We start from the raw sequence: 11,660 nt of genomic DNA on the forward strand, positions 1-11,660 counted from the left end.
CTATGGCGGCAGTTGTTTGGTTTAGAAGTGACTTGAGAACGGTAGACAATCCGGCGCTCGATGCAGCCTGTCTTAATCACAAACACGTTTATGCGTTATTTTTAGTACCCCAGCGTACTTGGCAGGCGCATGACTGGGCGCCCATTAAAGTCGATTTATGGTGGCGTCATTTAGCAGAGTTTAAGCAGGAGCTCGCTGACAAAGGAATTGGTTTTTCGATTTTTACAATCGATCGATTTAGCCAAAGTGGCGCAACGATTGCCGATTTCTGTGAGAAACATAAAGTCAATACGGTATACGCAAATAGAGAGTATCCACTGGATGAGATAGAGCGTGATAAGCAAGCCAGGGCATGCTTTGAGCAGCGTAATATCGAGTTTCAATTATTTGACGGTAACTTACTCGTGCCGCCAGAGGCTGTGGAAACAAAACAGGGCGGCTACTACAAAGTATTCACGCCATTTAACCGAGCTTGGCGTACTGAGGTTGCTAAAATCAGTGATTGGACCCCAGAGTCTTGGCGCGTTGAAAATACCGTAGCGAGCAGTACCGAGCTACCGCAGTGTCCGTTAGAGCGTAAAAATAGTCAAACCTACCCGGTCGGACGACAAGCCATTATGGGTAAACTGGGTCAATTTATTGAACATCAGGTTGACGACTACAAAGCGCGTCGCGATCAACCCTCCGTTGATGGTACCTCGATGATGTCTGCATATTTTGAAATGGGAGCGATTGCACCGAAAACTGTAGCGCGCGCACTCTCGTCATTGTCACCAGAGTTTCCGTATGGGCTCGAGCCCGGCGCAGACACTTGGCTAACAGAAGTTGCGTGGCGAGAGTTTTATCAGCACCTCATGTTTCATGAACCGCGATTAAGTCGAGGAGAGAACTATCAGACAGAAACCCAAGGGTTACCTTGGCGAGACGCTGAAGAAGATTTTCAAGCTTGGTGTGACGGGCGCACAGGCTTTCCTATCGTCGATGCCGGCATGCGACAGCTCAATGAGACCGGATGGATGCATAATCGTTTACGTATGATCGTGGCTAATTTTTTAGTCAAAGATCTACTGATCGACTGGCGCAAAGGAGAGCAGTACTTTATGCGTAACCTTGTGGACGGCAGCTTTCCAGCTAACAACGGCGGCTGGCAATGGAGTGCATCGGTTGGTACTGATGCGGTCCCTTATTTTCGGGTTTTTAATCCTGTCCGGCAGAGTGAGAAGTTTGATCCCGACGGAATCTACATTCGTACTTGGATAAAAGAACTAGCGGATGTACCGAGTAAACATATTCATTGGCCACATTCGTATTTGAAACAGCATAAAACGGGGTACGTGTCTCCGATAGTCGATCATAGCGAGGCGCGTGAGCGATTTTTATCGACGTTTAAGCAGGTGAAAAATGGATAACAAAGAGTTAGTGGAAAAGCTTAAGAGCTTTTACGAGGAATTTTCGACGGATCAACTCGATGATTTAGACTCGATATATCATGACGATGTTGCGTTTAATGATCCCATTCACCAAGTCGTGGGCCGAGATGACTTGCGCAACTATTTTGAGCACACCATGGAAAACGTAGAGTATTGTCATTTTACGTTTGAAGACGAAGTCATTGGTGATAAGCAGGCCTACTTGAGTTGGCAAATGCGATTTTCGCATCCAAAGCTCGCCAACGGTCGTGAAATCATTCTGCCAGGTGTTTCACATGTTCAGTTTGAAGACGAAAAAATAAGATTACAAGAAGACCACTATGATTTGGGTGCCATGTTATACGAGCATGTACCGTTGGTCGGGTTTGTTATTGATAAGATCAAACAGAGGCTGGTGTCATCATGAAAGTACTCATCACCGGTGCTACCAGTGGGATTGGTCAACAACTCGTTGCAGACTATGCCTGCGAGGGTCATAACGTGATCGCTTGCGGGCGCAACGCCGATGCGCTGAAAAAATTGGCAGACGAGTTCCCTGACTATGTCGAAACGTTACAATTCGACACGGTTGATCGCGATAAAACAATTGAGCTTTTGGGATCAATCAATCAAATCGATGTTGCCATTTTGAGTGCGGGTGTCTGTGAATACTTGGATATTGAATCATTTGACGCAGAGCTCTTTGAACGGGTATTTACCGTTAATGTGCAAGGCACAATGAATTGCGTGCAAGGTTTGTTGCGGACGCTTCAGCCAGGTTCGAAATTAGTGTTGGTAGGTAGTCTTGCACGACTATTGCCATTTACGCGGGCTCAAGCCTATGGCGGATCAAAAGCAGCGATTCATTATATTAGTCGCTCACTCGAAGTGGATCTTGCCCCTAAAGGTATTCGGGTGCTCTCGATTTCACCTGGGTTTGTTAAAACCCCGATGACCGATGCTAACGATTTTGAAATGCCGATGCGAGTTTCTGTCGATTATGCCTCTCAGTGTATCCGCAAAGGTATCGACAAGAACAAACGAGATATCGGTTTTCCTACCATTTTTACATTGATGTTAAAAACCATGTCTATTCTGCCTCAAGCGTGGCAAGTAGCGCTCAGTAAACGTATGTCGAAGGGAAATTAATGCAAATAGCAGTTGTAGGAAGTGGTATTGCAGGCTTAACAACGGCATATTACTTAACTGACCACCATGAGGTGACGGTATTCGAAAAAAACGATTATATCGGCGGTCATACAAATACCATTGAGGTCAATGATGAGAAAGGCCCTGTTGGTGTCGATACGGGCTTTATCGTGTTTAATGACCGAACCTATCCGCGTTTCAAACGTCTAATGACTGAAGTGGGTGTGACGTGGCGGGACACTGAAATGAGCTTTAGTGTGCAAGATCCAGAGTCAGGTCTTGAGTATAACGGACATACTTTACTTACTTTGTTTGCCCAAAAACGTAACTTGTTTCGACCCAAGTTTTATAGATTACTTAAAGGTATTGTTACGTTTAACGAAGCGGCAAAAAAGGCTGCACAAGAGAATAGCGATAACGACCATATAACCTTGGGTGAGTTCATCGATTCGCTGGATTTAGATGAGCAAGTCGCGCATTATTATTTGCTACCGATGATCTCCGCGATTTGGTCATCGAGTATTAAAGATGCCTACCAGTTTCCATTAGGCTTTTTCTTGCGCTTTTTCTTAAACCATGGTCTGTTGGACATCAGCAATCGACCCCAGTGGCATACGATTGAAGGTGGTTCTAGCGCTTACATTCCCAAATTAACCGCTAAATTTAGTGACCGTATTCGTTTGTCTCAAGATATTAGTGAAGTCCGACGCACCGAGAATGGCGCATCGTTAACCTTCTTAGATGGTCATGTTGAGCACTTCGATCGTGTTGTGTTTGCTTGTCACAGCGACCAAGCATTGGCACTGCTAGCCGACGCTAATGATGCCGAAAAGCGCATTTTGGGTAGCATCCCCTATAAACTAAATGAGGTTGTATTGCAGACCGACCGTGCTCTGTTGCCGCTTCGAAAGGCCGCCTGGGCAAGCTGGAATTATCGTTTAAGGGTCGGTGAGTCGGCGCAGCGCGAACCAAGTTCAGTGACCTACAGCATGAATATTTTGCAGGGTTTAAAGACGCAAGCGCACTACCTTGTTACGCTCAATAATAGTGAGGCTGTTGATCCGGACAAGGTGATTAAAAAACTGTTTTATGCACACCCTCAATACAGCACAACCTCAATGGCTGCCCGCAAAGATAGAGACCTGATCAATGGTCATCGCAACACCTATTTTTGTGGTGCTTACTGGTACAGCGGCTTCCATGAAGACGGTGTACACAGTGCCATAGACGTGGTTAATATGATTGCGCCGGAGCTTAATGTAGATAATGGATAGCGGTATCTATTGGGGGCAAGTTTTTCATGAACGTCGAACCCCAAAACATCATCAGTTTAACTATCGGTTTATGCAGTGGTGCGTGTGCCTAGACGAGCTTGACGAGGTAAACCAGCAAAGCCGCTGGCTCAGTACCCGAGGCTTTGCGCCGCTGTGGTTCAGACGTAATGATTACCTACGGGGCTCAACAGGGGACCTAAAAACCGCTGTGCTTGAAAAAATGAACCAGCTCAATTCGCGAGCGCTTAGCGGTCGAATCTGGTTTGTCGGTAATCTGCGAACCTTTGGTATTTATTTCTCTCCTCTCAACCTATATTTTCTGCAGCAGGGTGAGCACTTTACCCACGTGCTCGCTGAGGTCAGCAATACACCTTGGCTGGAGAGGCACTATTACCTTGTTGACTTGGCCGAAACCGTGCCTGAGCACGAAAAGGCATTCCATGTTTCTCCTTTCAACCCGATGGATATGCGTTATCGATGGTATATCGAGCCACCAACTGATAAGTTGTCGGTAACCATAAAAGCTTGCCGCGAAAGGGCTGAGTTTATCGCAGGCATGAAGTTGTCTAGAAGTGAGTTAAACCGTAAATCAATAAAACACGTAATAAAAACTGTGCCGTTTATGGCGCTAAGAATAATCGGTGGAATTTATTGGCAAGCGTTAAAGTTGTTCATCAAGCGCATTCCCATATACGACCATCCTAAAACAAAAAAAAGTAAGACTAGATAAAGGGTACGATCGATGTCTCAAGGCGAAACTGTAATGCAAGCACCGCTGACTTACGGCTGGATAGATAAAGCAGCAAAACGTATGACGCAGGCGTTGCTTGCTCATTTAGGCGAAGGCCAGTTGATTGTTAAAGAACAAGGCAAACTGGTCGGTCATTATGGAGATAAGTCTTCAGACTTATGCGCTGAGATAAATGTATTAGACGCTAAATTTTATGTGCGCTTGTTGACCGGTGGCAGTATTGGCGCGGCTGAACTCTTTATTGATAAAGCGTGGGAAACACCAAATTTAACGGCAGTGATCCAGGTATTTGCTCGCAATATGGACGCGCTTGATAAATTGGAGCGAAAAGTCGCTTGGCTCACCTTTCCAATTAATAAATACCGTCATTGGGCCAACCGAAATCACAAGGCGCAAGCTAAGAAGAATATTTCGGCACACTATGATTTAGGTAATGAGCTGTACACCCGCTTTTTAGACACAAATATGCAGTACTCGAGTGCTCTGTTCTTACAAGGCAACGAGACACTTGAACAAGCGCAATTGAATAAAATGGATCGTCTGTGTCGGAAATTGGAGTTGAAGCCGAGGGATCACCTCTTAGAAATAGGCACTGGCTGGGGTGGCTTAGCAATTTTTGCTGCGCAGAATTATGGCTGTCAAGTGACGACTACAACGATTTCAGAAGAGCAGTATCAATATGTAGCGGAGCGTATCAAATCGCTCGGACTGGAAGACCGTATCACACTGTTGAAAGAAGACTATCGCGACCTCACCGGTCAGTACGATAAATTGGTATCGGTCGAAATGATCGAAGCGGTCGGTAAGCGTTATTTGCCTGGTTTTTTCCAAGTTTGTAATGATCGCCTAAAGCAGAATGGACTGATGTGTATTCAGGCGATTACGATTGCTGACCAACGTTACGCGAGTTATTCCCGCTCGGTCGACTTCATACAGAAACATATTTTCCCCGGTGGCTTTTTACCATCGCTCTCTCTAATGACCGATTTATTTAAGAAAGAAACATCGTTGGTGGTTCGCGATGTGCGAGATTTTGGTGAGAGTTATGCCAAGACATTAGCGGCTTGGCGTGATCGGTTTAATGGTCGTGCCGGTGAACTAGAGCAGTTTGGTTACGATGCTCGATTTTCGCGCTTGTGGAATTATTATTTTGGCTATTGCGAAGGCGGATTTTTAGAAAAGACCGTATCTGTAGTACAAGTCACTGCATCCAAAACGTCATAAGGCGCCTCCAAGGAGACCTTTGTCAACTTCGCTACAACACAAGATCGTTAGCTTCGTACTGTTTAACTTATTGTGGTTAAGTGCAGTTGCAGGACGGAGTGATTACCTATGGCTGACTATTGTGCTGGCCATCGCCCAATTTGCCTATAGCTACTGGATTGCTGAAATACCCGTTAAGAAAATGGCACAACTGTTAGCTGTGGGCTTATTACTCGAGGCGATAGCCATTAGCCTCGGTGCGATTGACTTTGTGGGCTCGGTTTTTCCGTTGTGGTTGGCGTTGTTATGGGTCGGATTTGCTGCGATGGCACCGGTCGCATTGGATTGGCTCGTTAAGATGCCGTTCGTTGCAGCCTTATTAGGCGCAGTTTCTGGCCCGTTTACTTACTATGTTGGATTAGGGTTCGGTGCGGGGACGGCTGAATCGCTATTCTTTACGTTACTCGTCTACGCGGTTGTGTGGGGACTCTTTATGTTGTTTTTCTGTCGTGCTATGCGAGCCAGTCCAAATGAGAGGTTAGTTCTATGAAAACCAAGTCATTAGCTTTAGCAAGTGCCTTAGTATGTGCTGGGCTGAGCACGGCTGTCGGCGCACAATCTATCGATGAATGTAAGAAGCCATTGGCTGATGAATATAAAGAAGTTGGTCAAACACGTCTCCGTGTGCTGTTTTGGGACGTTTACGATGCCTTCCTTTATACGACAGATGGCGATTTTGACTGGTCGCAACGCAAGCAGCAACGCAAAGCCCTATTGTTGCGCTACTTACGTGATATTGAAGCAAAGGAGTTGGTGGAAACCACGTCAGAAGAGTGGGAGAAACTTGGCTTCAATAGTCAGGAACAGTCGCAGTGGTTAGATAAGCTTTCGGAAATGTGGCCTGATATCAAAGAAGATGACTGTATCTTATTGAAAGAGACCAAAGAGGGTTATGCGGCATTTTATCAAGGCGATAAAAGCTTGGGTGTGATTAACTCGAGTCAGTTTACTGAACAATTTTTAGCGATTTGGTTATCACCTGGGTCGCGTTTTGAGGAGGAAAGAGATGAGCTGGTTGGAAAACAGTAATAAGCGTGTATCTCAATGGCTATTGGCAGTGGTTGCCTTGTTATCGCTTTCGGCGTGTTCAACAGCGATAGAAGAGTATCAAGGTGAGCTACCGAAGTTACAGTTAGAGGAGTTTTTTAAGGGCGATTTGGTCGCTCATGGTGTCGTGCAAGATTACTCTGGTAAGGTCATTCAGCGTTTTACCGTGCAAATGCAAGGCTCTTGGGATGGTAACCAAGGCACACTTGACGAGCAATTCACCTACGCGGACGGTCGCACACAGGAACGTATTTGGAAGCTCACAAAAACGGGTCCCAATACTTACGAGGGGCGAGCATCGGATGTTGAAGGTGTCGCTGTTGGTACCACAGCGGGTAATGCACTTAACTGGGAATACGTGTTACAGGTTGAAGTCGATGGCGAAATGATGGCGCTCTCGTTGGATGATTGGATGTACCTGGTTGATGAAAACAATATGATTAACCGCACGCAAATGTATAAATACGGCTTGCCCGTGGGTGAAATTACGCTCTATATCGGAAAGCAGTAGCGCATTTACAAGAAATGGTTGTAGAAAATAGGGCGCTGGTCGATATAATAAGCATCTTTGAATATTAGGGTGTATGAGTCATTTATGGCAGGACCGACGTTTTCTTACAATAATCCGCGCATTAACGGTCAGACCATTTTTGTAAAAAGAGGTCCCCACTGCGGTAAGCTAGGTATTGTAAAGCAACAAAATAAAGATGGCTCTTATATGGTATCTCAGGCTGATTTTGGTGATGAGCTCATTAGCTTTAAACGTGAAGAGTTTATCGTGTACCGCTACCGCAAAATCCGAGTCCCTATCGATCGTGTCGCAGGTAAAAACCCCGATGTGCTATAAATAAAAAACCAACCGAAGGGTTGGTTTTTTAGTTCCTTTAAGACCCTCTAGGGAAGCGACAGCGGCCGGATTTTTGTTGCAATTTCTGTTGCCACAGCTCTTTTGCCGTTAATCCGCCTTTGCCACTGGATTTTACGGTAGCTTTTTTGGGCGCTGATTTGGACGCCGCTGCTTTGGGTTTGCTCTCTTTTTTTGCGGGCGCTGTGACTGAGCCCGCAGCAAGTGACTCCGCTTCTTCCGCAAGCTGAGCTAAACGAACGTTTTTACCACCGTTTACACTGTACCAACCGCTTTTGGCCTCAATGGATGGCGCCTTACCGTGTGCTTTCTTGTAAGCTGCGGTGTAATCTGCAAGAACTTTCTCTTTATCCAGTTTGCTCATTAATCAAACCCTATTCGATTATAAAAATTTAACAGAAACGATTAAAAAGTAATCTACCTGACCGTTTATACCGTTTTTTCGGATTTATGTCTAATTTAAGGTAAAATAAGTTGCAAACACGCCGTAAAAGTAGGTGAATAAATGACAATTGAAGTAAGTCAGCTCACTGACTATTTAGATGAGTTGTTAAAAGTACGTCAAATAAAGGATTTTTGCCCCAACGGTTTGCAAGTGGCAGGCAAGTCGCATGTAAAGCGTATCATGACAGGTGTTACTGCGAGTCAGGCGTTGGTCGATGCAGCCGTTGCTGCGGACGTTGATGCCTTATTAGTGCATCATGGTTACTTCTGGAAAAACGAACATCAACCTATTGTGGGGATGAAAAAACGTCGTATTAAGGCGTTGTTGGAAGCCGATATCAACTTGATTGCCTATCATTTGCCGCTCGATGCCCACCCTTCATTGGGCAATAACGCGCAATTGGCCAAGCTAATGAATTGGTCAATCGACGGTACGGCTAACCCGAGCGATCCTGGCAATGTATTGATGCTTGGTCATGTTGAACAACCCTACACAAGCGAACAGTTAGCGGATGCGTTGATCGAAAAGCTCAACCGCGATTTAACGTGCTATGTTCCGTGTCAGCAACCTATTCGGCGGTTGGCATGGTGCACAGGTGGTGGGCAAGGGTTTATTGACGAGGCTGTCGCGCTCGGTGTTGATGCATTTATCACCGGCGAGGTATCAGAACAAACGGTGCACAGTGCTCGCGAGCAGGGGATTGCCTTTTTCGCCGCTGGGCATCATGCGACCGAACGCTACGGAGCCAAAGCACTCGGTGAACATTTGGAACAGCAATTTAACCTCGACGTGAGCTTTGTCGATATCGATAACCCAGCATGAATAAAAAACAAGCACGTGGCAATTTCACGGGTATCAGTCAAAAGTTCGCCCGAAATATTTACGGCTCGACCAAGGGCCGACTGCGCATGGCCGTGTTGAAGCGTGACTTAGCGCCACTCATTGATGGGCCTAAGCGAACAATATTGGATGTTGGCGCAGGCTTAGGCCAAGTGAATGAGTGGTTTCTTACGAAAGAGCATGCGGTGATTCACACTGATATTGCTGCCGATATGGTCGAAGAAGCACAACAAAATCATGAGCAATTAGGTTTAACACGAAGAGCTCAGTACATCGTGGCTCCACTCGAAGCGCTCACAGCGCAGTTACCTGATCAACAGTTCAGTTTGGTGTTATGCCACGCGGTACTCGAATGGGTTGAAGACGGTGAGCAGGCAATTCAGTGCTTATCTCAATTACTTAAGCCTGGCGGAACTTTGTCCTTAATGTTTTATAATCGCGATGCACAATTAATGGCAAATGCGGTCTATGGTAATTTTGACTATATAGCGCGCGGCTTAAAAGTTAAAAAAACGGTCCGTTTAAGTCCTCAACAGCCGCGCAGGCCGCAGGATGTTGAAAAGTGGCTCTCAGAGGCGGGCTTGCAGGTGGATACTAAAACGGGCGTGCGCTGTTTTCATGACTATCTGCGCGAAGTCGAGCACCAGCAACGCTATGATGAGTTGTTGGATCTTGAAATGGAATATAATCAACAATCACCGTTTCGAGAGTTAGGTCGTTATCAACATTGGTTGATTCGCAAGCCGGACAAGTAAAGGGAGAAAACGTATGGGACAACGCTGTAGTTTTATTGGTTTGGGTGTGATGGGCTACCCAATGGCTGGGCATCTTCAGCAGCAAGGGTTTGATGTTTGCGTTTATAACCGCACATCGAGCAAAGCCGAGCAGTGGGTTAATGAGTATCAAGGTTGTCGTGCCGATACACCCGCTCAAGCGGCGGCTGATGCAGACTTTGTGATGGTATGCGTGGGTAATGATGACGATGTGCGTAGCGTTTTTTATGGTGAGGACGGCTTACTCGCGCAGTTGAAGTCAGGCGCAATCGTTATTGACCATACGACGGCATCGGCCGATCTTGCGCGTGAGCTCGATACGGCAGTTACGCAACATCAGGGCGAATTCTTAGATGCTCCGGTTTCTGGCGGCCAAGCAGGCGCCGAGAAGGGCATTCTTACAACGATGGTCGGTGGTGAACAAGCAACCTTTGATAAAGCGCAACCTGTATTGAACTGCTACGCGAAGAAAATCGTTCGTATGGGTGAAGCCGGCAAGGGTCAACTTGCTAAAATGGTTAATCAGGTGTGTATTGCCAACGTCATTCAAGGCGTCGCTGAAGGTCTGCATTTGGCACGAAAAGTTGGCCTTGACCCCGATGCATTGGTCGATGCAATTGGCGCTGGCGCTGCTGGTTCCTGGCAGTTAGTTAACCGGTACAGAACCATGTGGGACCAAGAATATGATCACGGCTTTGCCGTTGACTGGATGCGTAAAGACTTGGGTATTGCGATTGCAGAGGCTAATCGCCACGGAGCTGCGCTGCCGTCGACTGCGATGATTGATCAATACTATGCTGAAGTGCAAAGCCTCGGTGGCTCACGCTGGGACACTTCAAGCTTGATGGTACGATTAGATAAATTAGCAGGCGATTGGGAAAAATAAAAAAGGAGGCTGATGCCTCCTTTTCTGATGCTTGCAAAGCGTACGGCTTAACGGAAACCCGTGCGGCGCAATGCGTTAGTAGTAAAGTCATTACGGTTAGGTTCAATGTCCCAATCCATGTAATCACTCTCTTCATTGCCTAAGCCCAATGAGATGTAGCGACCTGAGTTAAGGTCGTACAATGCTTCGGCTGCCATCCAAGGCACGTCCTGATTATAGAACTGAGTATTAAGCGCTTCACCGACACGCCATAATTCACCACGACCATCGTAATGGTCAATGATAGACGCTGTCCACGTATCTTCATCTAAGTACATGGTACGCTTAGAATAGATGTGGCGCTCACCGTCTTTAAGGGTGCCTTCGACAACCCACACGCGATGTTTTTCATAACGGATGAGGTCCTGATTCATGTGACCTGCTTGGATAATTTCATCATAGTCCAATTCAGGGTTCATGATTTTGAAGTTGTTATAAGGAATATAAACTTCCTTCTTACCTTTTAACTCCCAGTTATACTTGTCAGGTGCACCATTGTACATATCAAGGTTGTCTGAGGTACGAAGACCATCAGCCGCTGTACCTGGTCCATCATAGGCTACGTTAGGCGCACGACGAACGCGGCGTTGACCGGCGTTGTAAATCCACGCGCGACGACCTTCTTTAACCTGGTTAATGGTTTCATGTACCAACAATACAGTACCTGTTAAACGCGCAGGCGCTTCTACTTCTTGTAAGAAATAGAACAGGATGTTGTCATCTTCTGGACCACGACCTGATTCCAAGTACTCTGGGAATACTAGAGTTTCTTTTAGTTCAACGGGAACAAAATCACCACTTGCCAATACTGGGAACTGGGCGACGTTACGGGTAACCTTACCACCACGGAAGCGCGTGATATGGTTCCAAACCGCTTCAACACCTGTTTCCGGAATCGGGAATGGGATAGTTGTAACTT

The 11,660-nt window shown here is 46.3% G+C and carries 15 protein-coding genes; 13 read left to right on the forward strand and 2 right to left on the reverse strand.

What is annotated here, in order from left to right:
- Positions 1-2: 2 nt before the first annotated feature.
- The 10 genes from phrB to ABNS04_RS08555 all read left to right on the forward strand — a co-directional run bounded on the left by phrB (position 3) and on the right by ABNS04_RS08555 (position 7,740).
- The gene (gene phrB / locus ABNS04_RS08510) at positions 3-1,409 is read left to right on the forward strand and encodes a deoxyribodipyrimidine photo-lyase (RefSeq protein ID WP_272978393.1); all 1,407 of its coding nucleotides are present in this window, start codon (positions 3-5) and stop codon (positions 1,407-1,409) included.
- On the forward strand, positions 1,402-1,836 hold the full coding sequence (locus ABNS04_RS08515; protein ID WP_006955388.1) for a nuclear transport factor 2 family protein: 435 nt from the start codon (positions 1,402-1,404) through the stop codon (positions 1,834-1,836). Before phrB ends, ABNS04_RS08515 begins: the two co-directional genes overlap by 8 nt.
- Positions 1,833-2,558 carry an SDR family NAD(P)-dependent oxidoreductase gene (locus ABNS04_RS08520; RefSeq protein WP_272978392.1) on the forward strand — a complete coding sequence of 242 codons (726 nt, stop codon included), beginning with the start codon at positions 1,833-1,835 and terminating at the stop codon, positions 2,556-2,558. Before ABNS04_RS08515 ends, ABNS04_RS08520 begins: the two co-directional genes overlap by 4 nt.
- Positions 2,558-3,832, forward strand: a complete 1,275-nt coding sequence (locus tag ABNS04_RS08525; protein WP_272978391.1) for an FAD-dependent oxidoreductase — start codon at positions 2,558-2,560, stop codon at positions 3,830-3,832. Before ABNS04_RS08520 ends, ABNS04_RS08525 begins: the two co-directional genes overlap by 1 nt.
- The gene (locus ABNS04_RS08530; protein ID WP_272978390.1) at positions 3,825-4,562 is read left to right on the forward strand and encodes a DUF1365 domain-containing protein; all 738 of its coding nucleotides are present in this window, start codon (positions 3,825-3,827) and stop codon (positions 4,560-4,562) included. Before ABNS04_RS08525 ends, ABNS04_RS08530 begins: the two co-directional genes overlap by 8 nt.
- A gap of 12 nt (positions 4,563-4,574) precedes the next feature.
- Positions 4,575-5,807, forward strand: a complete 1,233-nt coding sequence (locus ABNS04_RS08535; protein ID WP_272978389.1) for a cyclopropane-fatty-acyl-phospholipid synthase family protein — start codon at positions 4,575-4,577, stop codon at positions 5,805-5,807.
- A 19-nt stretch (positions 5,808-5,826) separates the two neighbouring features.
- Positions 5,827-6,336, forward strand: coding sequence for a DUF2878 domain-containing protein (locus ABNS04_RS08540; RefSeq protein WP_006955383.1), 510 nt, complete (start codon positions 5,827-5,829; stop codon positions 6,334-6,336).
- Positions 6,333-6,875 (forward strand): chalcone isomerase family protein, encoded by a 543-nt coding sequence (locus ABNS04_RS08545; protein ID WP_272978388.1) that lies wholly within the window; start codon positions 6,333-6,335, stop codon positions 6,873-6,875. Before ABNS04_RS08540 ends, ABNS04_RS08545 begins: the two co-directional genes overlap by 4 nt.
- Positions 6,853-7,404 carry a DUF3833 domain-containing protein gene (locus tag ABNS04_RS08550; RefSeq protein WP_272978387.1) on the forward strand — a complete coding sequence of 184 codons (552 nt, stop codon included), beginning with the start codon at positions 6,853-6,855 and terminating at the stop codon, positions 7,402-7,404. The genes ABNS04_RS08545 and ABNS04_RS08550 overlap by 23 nt, the downstream gene beginning before the upstream one ends.
- 84 nt (positions 7,405-7,488) lie before the next feature.
- Positions 7,489-7,740, forward strand: coding sequence for a DUF3912 family protein (locus tag ABNS04_RS08555; protein WP_272978386.1), 252 nt, complete (start codon positions 7,489-7,491; stop codon positions 7,738-7,740).
- A gap of 37 nt (positions 7,741-7,777) precedes the next feature.
- Here ABNS04_RS08555 and ABNS04_RS08560 read toward each other — a convergent pair whose 3' ends face one another.
- Entirely contained in the window at positions 7,778-8,122 is a 345-nt protein-coding gene (locus ABNS04_RS08560; RefSeq protein ID WP_006955376.1) for a hypothetical protein, read from the reverse strand.
- A 141-nt stretch (positions 8,123-8,263) separates the two neighbouring features.
- Between ABNS04_RS08560 and ABNS04_RS08565 the strand changes: the two genes are divergently transcribed.
- The 3 genes from ABNS04_RS08565 to ABNS04_RS08575 are packed head-to-tail and all read left to right on the forward strand — an operon-like array spanning position 8,264 to position 10,702.
- On the forward strand, positions 8,264-9,025 hold the full coding sequence (locus ABNS04_RS08565) for a Nif3-like dinuclear metal center hexameric protein (protein WP_006955374.1): 762 nt from the start codon (positions 8,264-8,266) through the stop codon (positions 9,023-9,025).
- Positions 9,022-9,798 (forward strand): methyltransferase domain-containing protein, encoded by a 777-nt coding sequence (locus ABNS04_RS08570; protein WP_272978385.1) that lies wholly within the window; start codon positions 9,022-9,024, stop codon positions 9,796-9,798. Before ABNS04_RS08565 ends, ABNS04_RS08570 begins: the two co-directional genes overlap by 4 nt.
- Before the next feature lie 13 nt (positions 9,799-9,811).
- Positions 9,812-10,702, forward strand: a complete 891-nt coding sequence (locus ABNS04_RS08575; protein ID WP_337878065.1) for an NAD(P)-dependent oxidoreductase — start codon at positions 9,812-9,814, stop codon at positions 10,700-10,702.
- Positions 10,703-10,749: 47 nt separating this feature from the next.
- Here the strand turns inward: ABNS04_RS08575 and ABNS04_RS08580 are convergent.
- The coding region (locus ABNS04_RS08580; RefSeq protein ID WP_272978384.1) for a DUF1329 domain-containing protein at positions 10,750-11,660 on the reverse strand (911 nt) is incomplete at its 5' end.

Source organism: uncultured Idiomarina sp., from assembly GCF_964010655.1.
Taxonomy (GTDB): domain Bacteria; phylum Pseudomonadota; class Gammaproteobacteria; order Enterobacterales; family Alteromonadaceae; genus Idiomarina; species Idiomarina baltica.

Coding starts and splice junctions, on each gene's coding strand:
- ABNS04_RS08570 (WP_272978385.1), top strand. CDS start 9,022: ATGAATAAAAAACAAGCACGTGGCAATTTCACGGGTATCAGTCAAAAG.
- ABNS04_RS08520 (WP_272978392.1), top strand. CDS start 1,833: ATGAAAGTACTCATCACCGGTGCTACCAGTGGGATTGGTCAACAACTC.
- ABNS04_RS08545 (WP_272978388.1), top strand. CDS start 6,333: ATGAAAACCAAGTCATTAGCTTTAGCAAGTGCCTTAGTATGTGCTGGG.
- ABNS04_RS08575 (WP_337878065.1), top strand. CDS start 9,812: ATGGGACAACGCTGTAGTTTTATTGGTTTGGGTGTGATGGGCTACCCA.
- ABNS04_RS08525 (WP_272978391.1), top strand. CDS start 2,558: ATGCAAATAGCAGTTGTAGGAAGTGGTATTGCAGGCTTAACAACGGCA.
- ABNS04_RS08565 (WP_006955374.1), top strand. CDS start 8,264: ATGACAATTGAAGTAAGTCAGCTCACTGACTATTTAGATGAGTTGTTA.
- ABNS04_RS08550 (WP_272978387.1), top strand. CDS start 6,853: ATGAGCTGGTTGGAAAACAGTAATAAGCGTGTATCTCAATGGCTATTG.
- ABNS04_RS08515 (WP_006955388.1), top strand. CDS start 1,402: ATGGATAACAAAGAGTTAGTGGAAAAGCTTAAGAGCTTTTACGAGGAA.
- ABNS04_RS08535 (WP_272978389.1), top strand. CDS start 4,575: ATGTCTCAAGGCGAAACTGTAATGCAAGCACCGCTGACTTACGGCTGG.
- ABNS04_RS08530 (WP_272978390.1), top strand. CDS start 3,825: ATGGATAGCGGTATCTATTGGGGGCAAGTTTTTCATGAACGTCGAACC.
- ABNS04_RS08555 (WP_272978386.1), top strand. CDS start 7,489: ATGGCAGGACCGACGTTTTCTTACAATAATCCGCGCATTAACGGTCAG.
- phrB (WP_272978393.1), top strand. CDS start 3: ATGGCGGCAGTTGTTTGGTTTAGAAGTGACTTGAGAACGGTAGACAAT.
- ABNS04_RS08560 (WP_006955376.1), bottom strand. CDS start 8,122: ATGAGCAAACTGGATAAAGAGAAAGTTCTTGCAGATTACACCGCAGCT.